Genomic DNA, 15,554 nt, shown 5'->3' on the forward strand with positions numbered 1-15,554 from the left:
CTGGCCCAGGAAACTTTCAGCCCCGGGCCAGTTCCGCCAGGTGTGCTGTCGCTTCTTCGCTCTTGAGCACCAGCACATCGCTTTCCAGCGAATCGAGCACTACTTCTGCGGTATTGCCGATGAGGGCCCCGGAAATCCCTGTGCGGGCTACAGTGCCGATCACCGTGACCACGGCATCGAGCTGCTTCTGCAAATGGGGAATCAACACATCAGCTGGCCCTTCGGCGACATGCAGGCGGTCTTCACTGATATCGTATTCGGCCTGGAACGCACTGCAGGCCTCGCGATAGCGCTTCTCGATCGTTTCACTCAGCTGATAAACCGGGTCTGATGCCGACAGCATGGGGGAGGGGTGCGCACTGACGACATGCAGGTCGCCCTTGGCCAACCCGGCAATCGCATAACCGTGGTCGATAATGCTGGCATGCAGGCGACGATGATCCTCGTCCTGGTTGCCGACATCCACCGCTGCCAGAACCACGCCACCGGTCCAGGGTCGTTCGCTCTTGACCATCAGTACCGCACAGGGGCACTGGCGCAACAGCTTCCAGTCGGTAGGCGTCAGCAGGGCCTTCTTAAGCGGGCTTTCCGGCCGGTGCTCTTTGATCACCAGCTCGCAACCCTCGGCCTGCTGCACGGCGATGATCGATTCATGCAAGTTCTCGTGCCAGTTCTGCTCATGGCTGACATTGTCATAGCCAGCATCATGCAATTGGCTGCTGAGCAAACTGAGCAACGCACTGTGGTCATGCTTCTTGTCACACATCAGCAGGTGCAGGCGAGCACCGGTTACGCTGGCAATCAGCTTGGCCCGGGTCAGTGCACGGCTATGGGCATGTTCGGGGTCGAGGACAACGAGGATGCTGCGAACCTCTTGCATGGGCGTGAACTCCGTTCAAAGGTTGCGACCAATGCCTGACTATAGTCGGCGCTTCCCGCGTCGCCGTTTGATATACATCAAGCATAGTCACTGGTGATACCCGCCGCCCTCGGTATAATCGCCGGTCTTGCCTGTCCAGTGTGGTTGTTCGCTTATGTCGCTGATCCCCGAAATCGATGCCTTTCTCGGCTGCCCGACCCCAGACGCCTGGATCGAAGCGGCACTCGCCGACCAGGAAACCCTACTGATCGATCACAAGAATTGCGAGTTCAAGGCGGCCAGCACGGCCCTGAGCCTGATCGCCAAGTACAACACCCACCTGGACCTGATCAACATGATGTCGCGCCTGGCCCGCGAAGAGCTGGTGCATCACGAGCAGGTACTGCGGCTGATGAAGCGTCGTGGCGTGCCATTGCGGCCGGTTTCAGCAGGGCGCTATGCGTCTGGCCTGCGCCGTCTGGTGCGCGCTCACGAGCCGGTGAAACTGGTGGATACGCTGGTGGTCGGGGCATTCATCGAAGCCCGTAGTTGCGAACGCTTTGCTGCCTTGGTGCCGCACCTCGATGAAGAGCTCGGCACCTTCTATCACGGCTTGTTGAAAAGCGAAGCACGCCACTATCAGGGTTACCTGAAACTGGCCCAGCAGTACGGTGACGAGGCGGATATTGCCCGCCGCGTCACCCTGGTGCGTGAAGCCGAAGCCGAACTGATCCTGTCACCGGACCAGGAGCTACGTTTTCACAGCGGCATCCCGATGGCGCTAGCGGCCTGACGCTCAGTAGCGGCGCCCCAGCAGCAGGCCGACCACCAAGCCAAAGCCTGCAGACACTGCCACGGTCTGCCATGGATGGCCACCGATGTAGTCCTGGGTGGCGTCCACCACCGGTTGCGCCTTGGCGCGCACCTGGCCGGCGGCCTGGCGAGCCTGGCGCAGTTTCAGGCTGACCTGGGCACGCAGTGTCTCGGCTTCTTCGCCAACCAGTGCGGCGCTGTCGTTGAGCAGTTTTTCCGATTCTTCGATCAATGCCTGCAGTTCACTGAACACCTGGTCCTTGATCTGATCACTGTCTGCCAGTGCGGCGTTTTTCCGGGCCATGAACACGTCCTCGTCGATGGGATTGTTAGAACAATGGATGCCTGCGCGGCGGGAAAGTTGCGAAGGCTTTGCCGATGGTGCGCCGCCTGAGTGTAAGATAGCGGCCATTTTCAACCGGCAGGTACCTTCATGACTTTCAATCTGGCCAACATGAGCTTCGAGGAACGGGCGCAGATCGAGGCGGAAAAGGCCCGGCTGTTCGAGCTGTGGCAGAACAACCTGGGCAAGGCCAAGGGTGAAGCTGCGCGACTGATCGCTGAAAAGCCGCGCCGCAAAGGCAAGTGGGCTGAGTGGGTGCGTGGTGAGCTGGACGCGATGTCGCCGCCAGAATTCGCCAGTATGGTCCGCAGCGAGGTCAACAAGATGATGGCTGCCGCCAGCGCCAGTCGCTGATCCCACGCCCTACCAATACAGGCTGCCCTCCTTGGGCAGGTCCAGCTTGCCCTCATCGGTGAAGCGCACGGTGCCAAACGGCCCGCTGGCCAGCTTGCCTCGCAGCTTGTAAGGCATCCCTTGCAATGTATCGAGCTTGCCCAGGCCATAGGCCTGGCGCAGGAAGGCGAACGCCGTAATGCTCACTGGCACCACGATCACGGCTTCGTCATAACGGCCGATGCGCCCTTGCTGATCACTGACCCCAGACGCCAGCGGCTGGCCGTTCACCTCCAGGTTCAACGCAACGCCGTTATAGTCGATGGGCGACTCGTTGGGGTTCTGCACTCTCATTTTCACCGCCATGCGCATTTCCAGCTCCTGCCCTGGCAGCGGCTCGATGCCGATCACGCTGATAGCAAGCGGGTCGCGGGCCTGGAACAGTGCGCAGGCGTTGAGCCCGCCCGCCAGCAGCAACACCAGCAGCAAGCGAAGGGAACGGCGCAAATGGGCAGCCATGGAAGGTCCTTACCGACGAAGTGGTGCCTGCAGTGTGGCAAAAGCACGGCAGCGTTGAAAGCACAGGGTGTTATGAAAGATACTGTTTCTCATTAACGCCCGATAATTTCTCCTACTGGCAGTGCTTTACCCCATGCTGACGTCTCCCGTGTCCGCTCTGCTGGCAAGTTTCCAGGAGCACTACGACGACCTGCTGCAGTTCCTCACCCGGCGCATGAGTGATCGGCAGCGTGCCGCCGACGTGGCGCAGGAGACTTACCTGAAACTGGTCAAGATCGACGAGCAGGCGGTGCCGGTGCTGCATGCGCGCAGCTTCATCTTCCGCGTGGCTGGCAATCTGGCCATCGATGCGCTGCGCCGCGAACAGCGCATCGCCTCCAGCCATGAGGGCAGCGATGGCGCAGAAGAGGTGGCCTGCCCGGCGCCGGCGCCTGAGGCGACGCTGTTGGCCCGGGAGCGCCTGCAGATACTCGACCAAGCACTGCTGCAGTTATCCAGCAATGCTCGCCAGGCGTTGCTGCTGAACCGTGTCGAAGGCCTGACCCAGGCGCAGATCGCACAACGGTTGGGCGTTTCCGAGAGCATGGTGGCAAAATACATCGGCCAGGCCCTGCGCCATTGCCGCGACTGGCTCAAGCACAACCATGACTGAAACTTCGACCATGCACGCTCCGCAGCCGATCAGTGACTTGTCCGACGATGCCCTCGACTGGCAGGTACTGCTGCACTCGGGGCGGGCCAGTGCGACCGATCGGGCACGCTATCTGCGCTGGTGCCAGCTCAGCCCGGCGCATGCCGAGGCGGCACATGAGGCCGAAGCGCTGTGGCAGGATCTGGGGAATACACAGGCTGCCCAAGCGTTGGAAGCCGCGCCCGGGCGCAGCAGCAAGCGTCACTGGGCGGCAGGCATCGCTGCCTCGCTGGTGCTGCTGGTGGCAGGTTACGGCAGCTGGCAACAGGTGCCGGTGTGGCTGGCGGACTATCACACGGGCATGGGCGAGCGGCAGAGCATCACCCTCGCAGACGGTTCGCGGGTACTGCTCAACAGCGCCAGCGCCCTCAGTGTGGCCTTCAGCGCCAACGAACGCCGGGTGACGCTGCAAGCTGGCGAGGCCCTGTTCGAAACCACCGATGACCCACGGCCCTTCGTCGTCGAAACCGCCGGCGAGGCCGTGCAGGGCAGTGCGGCCACCTTCAGTGTGCGTCGTGACGGCCAGGTTGTGCTGGCCAAGGGGGCAGCCCGGCTTGGCGAGCACAACCTGGCCATCGCCGTCGACGCCAGCGCGCAGACGGCCTGGCAGCGTGGCAAGCTGATCTTCAATGGCAAACCGCTTGGGCAGGTACTGGCCGAACTCGAGCGCTACCAGCATGGCCGCATTCTGCTCTCCGACCACACGCTGTCGGCTCTCGAAGTCAGCGGTGTGTTCGATTTGAACGAGCCGCAGGCCCTGCTGCGCACCCTGGAGCAGCGTTATGGCCTGAAAGTCACCTATCTGCCCTGGCTGGCCGTCGTGCATTGAGCCTGTAAAAAATAATCGAAATTTTTTTCATTTGGCGCTGCAAGTTCGTGCAAGCCAGAACGTCGTAGTGGGACTGATCAGCAACCCGTTCTCTTTCACGACTTGTCTGGAAGCTCATTCGTGCCTCTCTTGCCCAAGCCCAACTACCGTCGCGGCGGTCGCCTTCACCATGCCCTGATGTCCTGCAGTGCCCTGGCCATGTTCGCCGGCCCCTTGCAGGCGTGGGCCGCCACAGACGTGGCAGCGCAGGTTCAGGCGCGCCAGGTTCAACTGGACCTGCCAGCACAAACGCTGGATCAGGCCCTGACCGCCTTTGCCGACCAGGCTGGCCTGCACCTGCTGTACACCACCGGGGATGTGGCCGGCCTGAACAGCCCGGCACTGCAGGGCAGCTACAGTATCGAGCAGGCGCTGCAGCTGCTGCTGGCAGGCAGTGACATGGCCTGGCAATTCAGCGATGTCGGCACGGTCACCCTGCGCAAGACCGTGCCCGCGCCGCAGGCGGTCAACCTCAAGCCCATCGAAGTCAGTGTTGCCTCGCGCACCAGCACCGCCATCAGCGAAATCCCCGGCACGGTGTGGGTGGTTGACCAACAGCAGCTGCGTGAACAGATCGACAGCGGCGTCAGCCTCAAGGAGGCTATCGGCAAGCTGGTGCCGGGCCTCGACCTGGCGCCCGAAGGGCGCACCAACTACGGCCAGAACATGCGCGGTCGCAATGTGCTGGTGATGATCGACGGTGTCAGCCAGAACAGCTCGCGCGGCCTGTCGCGCCAGTTCGACAGCATTTCGCCGTTCAACGTCGAACGCGTCGAGGTGCTGTCTGGCGCCAGTGCCATCTACGGCGGTGGCGCAACGGGCGGCATCATCAATATCGTCACTAAAAAGGGCGAAGCGGGCCCGGCACGCTTCGAGACCCAGCTCGGTGCCAGCAGCGGTTTCAACAACAGTGATGACTTGGCCACTCGTTTCGCCCAGTCGATCAGTGGCGGCAACGACCGGGTCAACGCGCGCCTGGGGATTTCCGGGGAGCAGAACGAAGCCTTCTACGATGGCGCAGGCGAGCAGATCTTCATCGATAACACCCAGACCGACCTGCAGTACAACCGCACTGTCGATGTGCTGGGCACCCTCGGCCTGAAACTCACCGACGAGCAAAGCCTCGACCTGCTGGCCCAGTACTACGATTCCGGCAACCACGGCAGTACCGGCATCTACTTCCCCAACCTCAACTACAACGCCCCCTCGGACCTGGAGGACGCCGAACTGCGCGGCGGTTATTCCTCTGACCTTGAGCCACGCACCCGGCGCCTGTTGCTCAACGCCAATTACCACCACACCGACGTGCTGGGCCAGGACTTCTACTTGCAGGCCTCGTACCGCAAGGAAGACGATAATTTCTATCCGTTCCCGTACTACAACCGTGCCACTCCGAGCGGGTCGCGTGGCGTGTACTTCGCTGCCTCGCAACAGAACTTCGAAGTCACCAGCCTCAAGGGGCTGTTCGCCAGGCAGTGGGACAGCCTCAAGCTGACCTACGGCGTCGACTTGGATCGCGAGCGTTTCAACGCCGACCAGACCACGTTCGATGCGCTGACGTCCTCTCAGAGCGGTGGGCTGGACCTGGACAAGCAAAGCAAGGCCGAGCGCTACCCCAGCTATCGGGTCGATGGCGTTTCGGTCTACGCCCAGCTCGACTGGCATGCCAGCGACAACCTGACCTTGTCCGGCGGCGCCCGGCGCCAGCAGATGGATGTGGATGTCAGCGACTTCAAGGGCGTACCCGGTGGTAGTAACGACTATGAGGTCAACCTGTACAACGTCGGCGCCATCTACGACTTCAAGAACGGTCATCAGCTGTGGACCAACTATGGTGAAGGTTTCGACCTGCCAGACCCGGCCAAGTACTACGGCAAGCCTGGCCTGAGCGTGGCGGACAACCCGCTGGCCGGCATCAAGAGTCGCCAGGTCGAGCTGGGCTGGCGCTATGCCGACCTCGAATGGGACGCGCAGGCGGCGCTGTACTACATCTGGTCGGACAAGATCATCAACGTCGACTCGCAGACGCTGACCATCGACGTCGAGGATCAGAAAAGCCGCGATTTCGGCTTCGAGGGCGCATTGACCCGGCATTTCCTGGCGGGCTGGGAGGCGGGTGGAACGCTGCACCTGACCCGTTCCGAGGAAGAAGATGCCGACGGCGACTGGATCAAGCGCGATGCCCGCTATGCCTCGCTGTCCAAGGCCACCGCGTTCGTCGGCTGGAAGGGCGATGGCCGCAGTGCGCGGCTGCAGGCCAACCACGCCTTCAGCTTGAAGGACGATGCCGATCATGAAATCGACGGCTACACCACCTTTGACTTGCTGGCCAGCCAGGACAGCGGTTTTGGCACTTTCAGCGCGGGGATACAGAACCTGCTGGACAAGCAGTACAGCACCGTGTGGGGGCAGCGGGCGACGCTGTTCTACTCGCCGACCTACGGGCCGGCCTATCTGTATGACTACCAGGGCCGGGGCCGCACCTACACCCTGACCTGGAGCATGGCTTACTAGAGGTCGCCGCCTGACTTGGCCTCTTCGCGGGTAAACCCGCTCCTTGTACAGGTACAGCACAAGTCTTGAAGGCTGTGATGAACGTGTAGGAGCGGGTTTACCCGCGAACAGGCCATGTCAGGAGAACGCTACCAGCAAATCCTCTACAAATGCGGCCTGCGCCTCCCCAGGCCGCTGTGCCCGATGCCGAGCCAAGGTGAACGGCACCACGAAATCCAGCTCCGTATCCAGCGCCCGCAACATCCCCTGGTCTTCCCAGCTCGCTGCACAATGACACGGTAGGTAGCCAATATGCCGCCCCGAAAGTATCAGTGTCAGCACGCTCTCGATCTGTTCCGCCACCGCCATGCTGCGTCGGCTCTGGAACGGCTCGCCGCCTTTGAGAAAGCGGTACGGGTGGCGCACCTGGTCCGCCTCCAGCAACTGCTCGTGCGTCACCTTGGCCTTGTCGAACAGCACATGCCCCTTGCCGCAGTACAAGCGCTGGCGCTCTTCGAACAAAGGCTGATAGTCGAACGCCGCCTGGTTGCCGGAAAAATAGCTGATGGCAACGTCGAGCCGTTGCTCCAGCAGCAGTCGCTCAAGCTCCGCCGGTGGTGCGCTGATCAGCTCCAGTTGCACGGCTTCTTCGCGCCGGCGAAAGCGTGAGATGGCCGTGGCCAGGCGCAGGCTCACGGCCGCATCCTGGTGCTCGGCCATGCCCACCCGCACCGTCCCCAGCAAGCGCCCGGCGACGCCGTTGGCCTGCTGACGGAACGACTCGACGTTCAGCAACAGCCCGCGTGCCGCTTCCAGCAGCAACTCGCCCTTGTCGGTCAGCCGAAAACCGCCTTTGCCGCGGCTGCACAGGCGGTAACCCAGGCGCGTTTCCAACTGCGCCATGCGCTGGCTGATGGTGGGCTGACTCAGCCCCAGTACGCCCTGGGCGGCACTGAAGCCGCCTGCCTCTACTACAGTGACGAACAGCCGCAGCAGGTGCAGGTCGGGGTCGTGCAGTTGTCCGAGCATCACATTGCTCCTGATGAATGTCAGCTTTGCAAGCTTGCCATTCTTGCAATGTTACCCGGATGGCATGCTGGCGGCATCCACCCACTTGCCGAGGTGCCCGTCATGCGTCGATCGCTGTGCCTGTTATCCTTGATCCTGGCTCTGCCGCTGCAGGCCGAAGAAAAGGTCGTCAACCTCTACAGCTGGGCCGACTACGTCGCGCCGCAAACCCTTCAACGCTTCGAAAAGGAAACCGGCTACAAGGTGCGTTACGACACCTTTGACACCACCGAAGTCCTGGAAACCAAGCTGCTCACTGGCGGCAGCGGCTACGACGTGGTGGTGCCATCAGCCACCGTGCTGGCCCGGGCGCTGAAGGCCAATGCCCTGCAACCGCTCGATGCGCAAGGCATGCCCGGCTACGCCAACCTTGACAAGGACCTGCTGGCCAAGCTGGCCGAGACCGACCCAGGCAACCGCTACGCGGTGCCCTATACCTGGGGCACCTTGGGCCTGGGGGTGAATGTCGAGGCGGTGCGCCAGCGCCTGGGCGATGTACCGCTGGATAGCCTGGACCTGCTGTTCAAGCCCGAGTACGCCAGCCGCCTCAAGGCGTGTGGCATTGCCATGCCGGACTCACCACAGGAAGTGATCGGTGTCGCCCTCAACTACCTCGGCAAGGACCCTTACAGCCAGGACAAGGCCGACCTCGCGGCGGCGCAGGACCTGCTCAACCAGCTGCAGCCGTCGATCAGCTACGTCGCCAATGGCCGACAGATCAGTGACCTGGCCAACGGCAGCGTGTGCCTGGCGCTGACCTACAACGGCGACGCGGCCATGGCCGCCGACCAGGCGCGCCGCGCCGGCAAGCCGTTCGAGCTGATCTACCGCATTCCCCGTGAAGGCACGCTGGTGTGGCAGGACAACCTGGTCATCCCCAAGGACGCCCCACACCCGGAAGCTGCCCGGGCGTTCGTTGCGTTCATGTTGAAACCTGAGTCGGTGGCTGCGCTCACCAATACGCTGTTCTTTGCCAATGCCAACCAGGCCGCGACGGCTCTGGTCGATGACGCCGTGCGCAATGACCCGGATATCTACCCGCCTGCCGATGTGCGTGAGCGCTTGTATGCCGACCGCAGCATGGCGCTGTCCGACCTGCGTCAGCGCAACCGGCTGTGGACCGCCTTCCGTAGCCGCCAGTGACTGATAAACACAAAGGAGCCCAACCGTGGAACAAGCCCAGAACAACGACCAGGCCATGACCCGTGACAGCCTGTACGGTACTGCAGCGGAAAGTACCTACGCAGGTATTACCAGTTTCTCTCGTCGTCGCTACAGTCGCGACCTGCGTGGAGTGGATGTGGTGGTCAGCGGTGTGCCTTTCGACAACGCCACCAGCAACCGCCCCGGGGCGCGTTTCGGGCCGCGCGCAATCCGTGCCGCCTCGGTGCAGCAGGCCTGGGCGCGCCACTGGCCCTGGGCCTTCGACCCGTTCGACCATCTGGCAGTGATCGACTACGGCGACTGCGCTTTCGATAGTGGCACCCCGCAGTCGGTCCCGGAGAGTATCCAGGCCCATGCCGAGCACATACTTGAAGCCGGTTGCGCCATGCTCACCTTGGGCGGTGACCATTTCATCAGCTACCCGCTGCTCAAGGCCCATGCCCGCCGCCACGGCCCGCTGGCGCTGATCCATTTCGATGCGCACAGCGACACCTGGCCGGACGAAGAGGGCCGCATCGACCATGGCACCATGTTCTGGCATGCCGCCCGCGAGTGGCCTGGTCGATCCATCCTGCTCGGTGCAGGTCGGCCTGCGCACCACCAATGACGACAGCCAGGGCTTCGCCATCTTCGATGCCCGGCAGGTTCACCGCCAAGGCACCGAGGCGATCATCGCGGCGATCCGCCAGCGGGTCGGCGACCGGCCGGTGTACCTGACGTTCGACATCGATTGCCTGGACCCGGCCTATGCGCCAGGCACCGGCACCCCGGTATGCGGGGGGTTGAGCACGCTGCAGGCGCTGGAGATCCTCGGCGGCCTGCGCGGTATCAACCTGGTAGGGATGGACTTGGTGGAAGTGGCGCCAGCCTATGACCACGCCGATATCACTGCGCTGGCCGGGGCTACCCTGGCCATGGAGATGCTGTGCCTGTATGCGGCACGGCACAAGGTCGGCGCCGCCCGGTGATCGGCGGGCCTGATGCGCCGTGCCATCAGGCCCATACTGAAACATCAGGAATCGCATTCACACTTTTGCCGCGAACCCTTCGCGCCCTAGGCTATCCAAACCCACATGGCGCGCTTTTTCGTACAGGAGGTGAAGCATGAAACCCAGGGTGCCAGCCTTGTTCTTCGGCTTGACGCTGGGCCTGTCGTTACAGGCTGCGTTTGCGCAGCCATTGCAGCTCGCCGCAGGCAACAACCCCTACAACAGCCCGATCCAGCGTGCCAACCCCAACAGTCGCCAGGGCAGCATGCCGGCCACACCGCCCGTTCGCGGCCCGTCCACCCAGCCCATCTACCGTACGCCAAGCCTGGATAATCGCGGCATCGGCAATGGCGACAACCTGCGCCGCCAGCAGCAGGCTCCCAATCTGGAGCCGACGCGGCCAGCGCGTGATAGCCAGCGTGTGCCCTGATCCATCGCCTGAGCCTCAGAAAGGAATCCTGCATGACCCGAATCAACTGGCTGACCACCTTGACCGCTGCTGCGCTGTTGCCACTGCTGGCCCACGCCGCCCCTGAGCAGCAATTTCCCAGCGAAGAGGGCCAACTTACCGTCAGCACCGTGGCGGATGGCCTGCGCAACCCCTGGGCGCTGGCTTTCCTGCCGGGTGGCAAGGACATGCTGGTCACCGAGCGCCCCGGCAATCTTCGGGTGGTAAGCGCCGAGGGCAAGGTCGGCCCACCCATCAGCGGCGTGCCCAAGGTCTGGGCCGAGGGCCAGGGTGGCCTGCTTGACGTGGTGCTGTCGCCTGAGTTTGCCAAGGACCGCACGGTGTACCTGTCGTATGCCGAGGAGGGCAGTGATGGCAAGGCCGGCACGGCAGTGGGTCGTGGCCAGCTGTCCGAGGACCGCGCACGGCTGGAAGACTTCACTGTGATCTTCCGCCAGCAACCTAAGCTCTCCGAAGGCAATCACTTTGGCGCGCGGCTGGTATTCGACCGCGACGGTTTCCTGTTCATTGCCCTGGGCGAGAACAACCAGCGCCCGACAGCGCAGGACCTGGACAAGCTGCAGGGCAAGGTGGTGCGGATCCTGCCGGACGGCGAAGTGCCAAAGGACAACCCTTTCGTCGGCAAGCGGAATGTGCGCCCGGAAATCTGGTCGTTTGGCCATCGTAACCAGCAGGGCGCAGCGCTCAACCCGTGGACCGGCAAACTCTGGACCCATGAACACGGCCCGCGTGGCGGCGACGAGATCAACATCCCGGAGCCAGGCAAGAACTATGGCTGGCCGATCGCTACGCACGGTATCAACTATTCGCTCATGCCAATCCCTGAAGCCAAGGGCAAGCATGTCGACGGCATGGTCGACCCGCACCATGTCTGGGAGAAGTCGCCTGGCATCAGCGGCATGGCGTTCTATGACAGCCCGACTTTCAAGGCCTGGGATCACAACCTGTTCGTCGGCGCGCTGGCGGCTCAGGAATTGATCCGCCTGCAGCTCGACGGTGACAAGATCGTCCACGAAGAACGCTTGCTGGGAGCGTTGAAGGCACGCATTCGTGATGTGCGGGTGGGGCCGGACGGTTACCTGTACATTCTCACCGATGCCAAGGACGGCACACTGCTGAAGGTGGGCCTGAGCGAGGGCTGAAGGCGCTTTTTCCTGCACTGGCCCTTTCGCGGGCAAGCCCGCTCCCACAGGTTCACCACAAGCCTGAGGGGCGGTGCGCCCCCTGTGGGAGCGGGCTTGCCCGCGAAGGGGCCAGTGCAGACAATAGAGGGCTAACTGCCCAAGCCACCGACTATATGCCCCTCGATCCGCAGTCTCTCTATCTCCAGGCGCTCGCCGAGCAGGGCTTCGCCCATGACCCTGCTCAAGCCCAGGCGGTCACGGCCCTGCAAAGCTGTTTCGAAGCCCTGGAAAGTGGCCATGCTGCCCAGGGCTTGTACCTCTGGGGCCCGGTCGGCCGCGGCAAGACCTGGCTCATGGACCTGTTCCACCGCTGCCTCAGCGTCCCGTCCCGGCGCCAGCACTTTCACCACTTCATGGCCTGGGTCCACCAGCGCCTGTTCCAGCTCAACGGCACTGCCGACCCCTTGAAGGCATTGGCGCGGGAGCTGGCCGGGCAGATCCGTGTGTTGTGCTTCGACGAGCTGTTTGTCAGCGACATCGGCGATGCGATCATTCTCGGCCGGCTGTTCCAAGTACTGTTCGACCACGGCGTGGCGGTGGTCGCTACCTCCAACCAGCCGCCGCAACAGCTGTACCGCGACGGTTTCAATCGCGAGCGCTTCCTGCCGGCCATCAGCGCCATCGAGCGGCACATGCAAGTGCTGTCGGTGGCCGGCGAGCAGGACCATCGCTTGCATCCCGGCGCACAGTGCCAGCGTTACTGGGTGGCCGAAGCGGGGAGCAAAGGCGGTGCGCTCGAAGCTGTTTTCCTCCAGCTCAGCGCGGGTGAACCCGGTAGCACTGCGCCTTTGTTGATTGGCTCGCGGCAGGTCGAGGTGATCCGGCGCAGCAACCAGGCGGTCTGGTGCCACTTTACCGAACTCTGTGAACGGCCCTTGGCCGCCATGGAGTTCATGGCCTTGTGCGACCAGTTTCCGGCGATCCTGGTCGAGGGTATTCCGGCCTTGGGCGGTGAACAGCGGGCCGGGCGCATTGCCCGCGGCACCGAAGATGGCGCCGCGCGTGTCGTGGCAGGCGACCGGGAATTGCCGATGCTGTCACCCAGGGATGACGCCGTGCGCCGTTTCATTGCTTTGGTCGACGAATGCTACGATCGGCGTGTGGCCCTGTACCTGGAGGCGCAGGTGCCGCTCGATGCGCTCTACACTCAAGGGTATCTGGCGTTCCCGTACCAACGCACCCTGAGCCGGTTACGGGAGATGCAACTGCAACGCTTCGTCTGAAGGAGCCGAATCATGCAGCCGCTGTCGCATCATCTGCTGACCCAGGCCTACAACAATGGCTGGGCCAACCATCGCCTGTACAAAGCCTGCCTGCAACTGACCCACGACGAGTTCGTCGCCCCCCGTTGCAGTTTCTTCCCGTCGATCAAGGCCACCCTCAACCATCTGCTGACGGTGGACTGGTTCTATCTGGACATGCTCGAGTGCGAACAGCGCGGTGAAACGCCGAACCCTGACGGCGAGCGCTTTTTCGAGCCGGAGCAACCGTTTGCTACCTGTACCGACCTGCATGCCGAGCAGGCCCAGGCCGACCACCGGCTGATCGCCTATTGCAGGCAGTTGCAGGACGATCAGCTGGCGCGCTACGTGAGCATCGTGCGGCCTGGGCGGATCCAGCGCGAACAGCGCTTGCGCCTGCTGGCGCATTTGTTCGAGCACCAGATCCATCACCGTGGGCAGGTGCATGCGATGCTCAGTGACACAGCGGTGCGGCCGCCGCAGCTGGATGAGTTTTTCTGTGAAGAGGAGGCCGACCTGCGCGCCCTGGACTTCGCCGAACTCGGCTGGAGCGAAGCGCAGGTCTGGAAGGGTTAGCGCCCGAGCCACTCCACCAGTGTCCGGTTGAAGCGCCGCGGCTCCTCGATCTGCGGCGCATGCCCCATGCCCTCGAAGATCACCAGCTCGCCTTGTGGAATCAGCTTGGCCACGTGCGGCCCGAGTTCCTTGTACTTGCCCAGCTTGGCCTTTACTTCAGGCGGGGCGATGTCGCTGCCGATCGCCGTGGTGTCCTGGTCGCCGATCAGCAGCAGGGTCGGCATCTTCAGGTCCTTGAACTCGTGATACACCGGCTGGGTGAAGATCATGTCGTAGATCAGCGCCGAGTTCCACGCCACCGCCTCATGCCCCGGCCCCTTGTTAAGGCCCGCCAGCATCTGTACCCAGCGCTCGTATTCAGGCTTCCAGCGCCCCGCGTAGTAGGTCTTGCGTTCATACTCGCGCACGCCTTCGGCATCGAGCTTGAGCTCGCGGGCATACCACTGGTCCACCGTGCGGTAGGGCACCCCGAGTGCTTTCCAGTCCTCGAGGCCGATCGGGTTGACCATCGCCAGGCGCTCGACCTGCTGCGGGTACATCAGCGCATAGCGAGTGGCGAGCATGCCGCCGGTGGAGTGGCCGAGCACGATGGCCTGCTTGACGCCCAGTTGTTCGAGCAGGGCATGGGTGTTCACTGCCAGCTGCTGGAAACTGTACTGGTACTGCGCCGGCTTGCTTGAAGTGCAGAAGCCGATCTGGTCCGGCGCGATGACCCGGTAGCCAGCCTGGCTCAAGGCGTCGATGGTGGTCTCCCAGGTGGCGGCGCAGAAGTTCTTGCCGTGCATCAGCACCACGCTGCGGCCATTGACCTGGCCCTGTGCTGGCACATCCATGTAGCCCATCTGCAGGTGCTGGCCCTGGGACTGGAAGTCGAAATGCCGGAGGGGGTGGGGGTAGCTGAAGCCTTCGAGCTGTTTGCCGTAGGTGGGCGATTCGGCAGCGATGGCCGGGGCGCCGACGAGGCAGGCCAGGGCCAGGGCGGTTGCGCGCAGCATTGGGGCACTCCGTGTAGGACCATGTAGGAATTGGCGACTTTAGCAGTCAGTGGACCACCTTAAACGTTAAAGGTGTTACCAGGCATGAAACCAGCCCAGGGTAATCATCGCCACGACGATATAGCGCCCGCCCTTGGCCAGGGTCACCAGCAGCAGAAAACGCCAGAATGGTTCACGCATGACGCCGGCAATCAGCGTCAGCGGATCGCCGATCACGGGCATCCAGCTCAGCAGCAGCGACCATTGCCCCCAACGCTGGTAACGCCGCTGCGCCCGTTGCAGCTGGCTGGCGCTGAACGGGAACCAGCGCCGGTCGCGCAGGTGCTCGATGGCCCGGCCGAGCAGCCAGTTGACCAGCGAACCGAGCACATTGCCCAAGGTGGCTACCAGCAGCAAGGTCACCCAGGCGTCGGGCTCACGCAGCAACAAGCCGACCAGCACTGCCTCCGATTGCAGCGGCAGCAGGGTGGCGGCACCGAAGGCGCTGAGAAACAGCGCCCAAAGGCTCAGCATCAGTAGCTGGCAACCACGGTGTCCTGGCCATCCTGGGTCACGCCGATGACCTGGTAGGCATCCTTGTGGTCACCCATTTCCATGCCGGGCGACCCCATGGGCATGCCTGGCACGGCCAGGCCCTTGAGATCGTTGCGCTGGGCCAGCAGGCGCACCTGTTCGGCGGGCACATGGCCTTCGACGAACTTGCCCTCGATCACCCCGGTGTGGCACGACGCCAGGCGCGGCGCCACGCCCAGGCGCTGTTTGACGGCGCTCATGTTCGGCTCGACATGGTCGTTGACGGTGAAGCCGTTGTCGCGCAGGTGGCTGATCCAGGCCTTGCAGCAGCCGCAGTTGGGGTCGCGATAGACATCGATGGTTTCGGCTGCCTGAGCAAGCCCGGTGATGGCCAGCAGGCCGAAGGTGATCAGGTGTTTACGCAGCATGGTGGAAC

The 15,554-nt window shown here is 63.2% G+C and carries 16 protein-coding genes and 2 pseudogenes; 11 read left to right on the forward strand and 7 right to left on the reverse strand.

The window, feature by feature from the left end; genetic code table 11:
• Nucleotides 1-16: 16 nt before the first annotated feature.
• Nucleotides 17-880, reverse strand: a complete 864-nt coding sequence (locus APH33_RS09335) for a universal stress protein (RefSeq protein WP_054884857.1) — start codon at nucleotides 878-880, stop codon at nucleotides 17-19.
• Between the two features lie 154 nt (nucleotides 881-1,034).
• Between APH33_RS09335 and APH33_RS09340 the strand changes: the two genes are divergently transcribed.
• The gene (locus APH33_RS09340; protein WP_054884858.1) at nucleotides 1,035-1,652 is read left to right on the forward strand and encodes a tRNA-(ms[2]io[6]A)-hydroxylase; all 618 of its coding nucleotides are present in this window, start codon (nucleotides 1,035-1,037) and stop codon (nucleotides 1,650-1,652) included.
• A 3-nt stretch (nucleotides 1,653-1,655) separates the two neighbouring features.
• On the opposite strand, the gene APH33_RS09345 is transcribed toward APH33_RS09340, so the two are convergent.
• Entirely contained in the window at nucleotides 1,656-1,976 is a 321-nt protein-coding gene (locus APH33_RS09345; RefSeq protein ID WP_054884859.1) for a YqjD family protein, read from the reverse strand.
• 129 nt (nucleotides 1,977-2,105) lie between these two features.
• Between APH33_RS09345 and APH33_RS09350 the strand changes: the two genes are divergently transcribed.
• The gene (locus APH33_RS09350; RefSeq protein ID WP_054884860.1) at nucleotides 2,106-2,369 is read left to right on the forward strand and encodes a hypothetical protein; all 264 of its coding nucleotides are present in this window, start codon (nucleotides 2,106-2,108) and stop codon (nucleotides 2,367-2,369) included.
• 9 nt (nucleotides 2,370-2,378) lie between these two features.
• Here the strand turns inward: APH33_RS09350 and APH33_RS09355 are convergent, their stop codons facing one another.
• Nucleotides 2,379-2,867, reverse strand: coding sequence for an LEA type 2 family protein (locus APH33_RS09355; RefSeq protein WP_054884861.1), 489 nt, complete (start codon nucleotides 2,865-2,867; stop codon nucleotides 2,379-2,381).
• A 133-nt stretch (nucleotides 2,868-3,000) separates the two neighbouring features.
• Here APH33_RS09355 and APH33_RS09360 point away from each other — a divergent pair.
• The 3 genes and pseudogenes from APH33_RS09360 to APH33_RS09370 all read left to right on the forward strand — a co-directional run.
• Nucleotides 3,001-3,507, forward strand: a pseudogene (locus tag APH33_RS09360) (RNA polymerase sigma factor); the annotation flags it as partial.
• 4 nt (nucleotides 3,508-3,511) lie between these two features.
• Nucleotides 3,512-4,387, forward strand: coding sequence for a FecR domain-containing protein (locus tag APH33_RS09365; RefSeq protein WP_256218606.1), 876 nt, complete (start codon nucleotides 3,512-3,514; stop codon nucleotides 4,385-4,387).
• A 129-nt stretch (nucleotides 4,388-4,516) separates the two neighbouring features.
• Nucleotides 4,517-6,940, forward strand: coding sequence for a TonB-dependent receptor (locus tag APH33_RS09370; protein ID WP_054884863.1), 2,424 nt, complete (start codon nucleotides 4,517-4,519; stop codon nucleotides 6,938-6,940).
• A 117-nt stretch (nucleotides 6,941-7,057) separates the two neighbouring features.
• Here APH33_RS09370 and APH33_RS09375 read toward each other — a convergent pair whose 3' ends face one another.
• A complete protein-coding gene (locus tag APH33_RS09375) occupies nucleotides 7,058-7,948 on the reverse strand; it encodes a LysR family transcriptional regulator (RefSeq protein ID WP_054884864.1) in 891 nt (296 codons plus the stop codon).
• A 102-nt stretch (nucleotides 7,949-8,050) separates the two neighbouring features.
• On the opposite strand from APH33_RS09375, the gene APH33_RS09380 reads away from it, so the two are divergent.
• The 6 genes and pseudogenes from APH33_RS09380 to APH33_RS09405 all read left to right on the forward strand — a co-directional run bounded on the left by APH33_RS09380 (nucleotide 8,051) and on the right by APH33_RS09405 (nucleotide 13,610).
• The gene (locus APH33_RS09380) at nucleotides 8,051-9,130 is read left to right on the forward strand and encodes an extracellular solute-binding protein (RefSeq protein ID WP_054884865.1); all 1,080 of its coding nucleotides are present in this window, start codon (nucleotides 8,051-8,053) and stop codon (nucleotides 9,128-9,130) included.
• A 25-nt stretch (nucleotides 9,131-9,155) separates the two neighbouring features.
• Nucleotides 9,156-10,119 (forward strand): annotated as a pseudogene (speB, locus tag APH33_RS09385) (agmatinase).
• Nucleotides 10,120-10,255: 136 nt separating this feature from the next.
• Nucleotides 10,256-10,570: a hypothetical protein gene (locus APH33_RS09390; protein WP_054884866.1), complete on the forward strand. Its 315-nt coding sequence runs from the start codon at nucleotides 10,256-10,258 to the stop codon at nucleotides 10,568-10,570.
• A gap of 32 nt (nucleotides 10,571-10,602) precedes the next feature.
• On the forward strand, nucleotides 10,603-11,751 hold the full coding sequence (locus APH33_RS09395) for a PQQ-dependent sugar dehydrogenase (RefSeq protein ID WP_054884867.1): 1,149 nt from the start codon (nucleotides 10,603-10,605) through the stop codon (nucleotides 11,749-11,751).
• A 155-nt stretch (nucleotides 11,752-11,906) separates the two neighbouring features.
• Nucleotides 11,907-13,016 carry a cell division protein ZapE gene (gene zapE, locus APH33_RS09400; RefSeq protein ID WP_054884868.1) on the forward strand — a complete coding sequence of 370 codons (1,110 nt, stop codon included), beginning with the start codon at nucleotides 11,907-11,909 and terminating at the stop codon, nucleotides 13,014-13,016.
• Between the two features lie 12 nt (nucleotides 13,017-13,028).
• A complete protein-coding gene (locus APH33_RS09405) occupies nucleotides 13,029-13,610 on the forward strand; it encodes a DinB family protein (RefSeq protein WP_054884869.1) in 582 nt (193 codons plus the stop codon).
• On the opposite strand, the gene APH33_RS09410 is transcribed toward APH33_RS09405, so the two are convergent.
• The 3 genes from APH33_RS09410 to APH33_RS09420 all read right to left on the reverse strand — a co-directional run bounded on the left by APH33_RS09410 (nucleotide 13,607) and on the right by APH33_RS09420 (nucleotide 15,546).
• Entirely contained in the window at nucleotides 13,607-14,605 is a 999-nt protein-coding gene (locus APH33_RS09410) for an alpha/beta fold hydrolase (protein ID WP_054884870.1), read from the reverse strand. The two genes, APH33_RS09405 and APH33_RS09410, sit on opposite strands and share 4 nt — an antisense overlap.
• A 75-nt stretch (nucleotides 14,606-14,680) precedes the next feature.
• On the reverse strand, nucleotides 14,681-15,118 hold the full coding sequence (locus APH33_RS09415) for a YqaA family protein (protein ID WP_054884871.1): 438 nt from the start codon (nucleotides 15,116-15,118) through the stop codon (nucleotides 14,681-14,683).
• Nucleotides 15,118-15,546 (reverse strand): DUF411 domain-containing protein, encoded by a 429-nt coding sequence (locus APH33_RS09420; protein ID WP_054884872.1) that lies wholly within the window; start codon nucleotides 15,544-15,546, stop codon nucleotides 15,118-15,120. Before APH33_RS09420 ends, APH33_RS09415 begins: the two co-directional genes overlap by 1 nt.
• Between the last annotated feature and the right edge of the window lie 8 nt (nucleotides 15,547-15,554).

The organism is Pseudomonas sp. NBRC 111130, from assembly GCF_001320485.1.
Lineage (GTDB): Bacteria > Pseudomonadota > Gammaproteobacteria > Pseudomonadales > Pseudomonadaceae > Aquipseudomonas > Aquipseudomonas vlassakiae.

Coding starts and splice junctions, on each gene's coding strand:
- APH33_RS09395 (WP_054884867.1), top strand. CDS start 10,603: ATGACCCGAATCAACTGGCTGACCACCTTGACCGCTGCTGCGCTGTTG.
- APH33_RS09335 (WP_054884857.1), bottom strand. CDS start 880: ATGCAAGAGGTTCGCAGCATCCTCGTTGTCCTCGACCCCGAACATGCC.
- APH33_RS09380 (WP_054884865.1), top strand. CDS start 8,051: ATGCGTCGATCGCTGTGCCTGTTATCCTTGATCCTGGCTCTGCCGCTG.
- APH33_RS09415 (WP_054884871.1), bottom strand. CDS start 15,118: ATGCTGAGCCTTTGGGCGCTGTTTCTCAGCGCCTTCGGTGCCGCCACC.
- APH33_RS09405 (WP_054884869.1), top strand. CDS start 13,029: ATGCAGCCGCTGTCGCATCATCTGCTGACCCAGGCCTACAACAATGGC.
- APH33_RS09340 (WP_054884858.1), top strand. CDS start 1,035: ATGTCGCTGATCCCCGAAATCGATGCCTTTCTCGGCTGCCCGACCCCA.
- APH33_RS09390 (WP_054884866.1), top strand. CDS start 10,256: ATGAAACCCAGGGTGCCAGCCTTGTTCTTCGGCTTGACGCTGGGCCTG.
- zapE (WP_054884868.1), top strand. CDS start 11,907: ATGCCCCTCGATCCGCAGTCTCTCTATCTCCAGGCGCTCGCCGAGCAG.
- APH33_RS09345 (WP_054884859.1), bottom strand. CDS start 1,976: ATGGCCCGGAAAAACGCCGCACTGGCAGACAGTGATCAGATCAAGGAC.
- APH33_RS09355 (WP_054884861.1), bottom strand. CDS start 2,867: ATGGCTGCCCATTTGCGCCGTTCCCTTCGCTTGCTGCTGGTGTTGCTG.
- APH33_RS09365 (WP_256218606.1), top strand. CDS start 3,512: ATGACTGAAACTTCGACCATGCACGCTCCGCAGCCGATCAGTGACTTG.
- APH33_RS09375 (WP_054884864.1), bottom strand. CDS start 7,948: ATGCTCGGACAACTGCACGACCCCGACCTGCACCTGCTGCGGCTGTTC.
- APH33_RS09350 (WP_054884860.1), top strand. CDS start 2,106: ATGACTTTCAATCTGGCCAACATGAGCTTCGAGGAACGGGCGCAGATC.
- APH33_RS09420 (WP_054884872.1), bottom strand. CDS start 15,546: ATGCTGCGTAAACACCTGATCACCTTCGGCCTGCTGGCCATCACCGGG.
- APH33_RS09410 (WP_054884870.1), bottom strand. CDS start 14,605: ATGCTGCGCGCAACCGCCCTGGCCCTGGCCTGCCTCGTCGGCGCCCCG.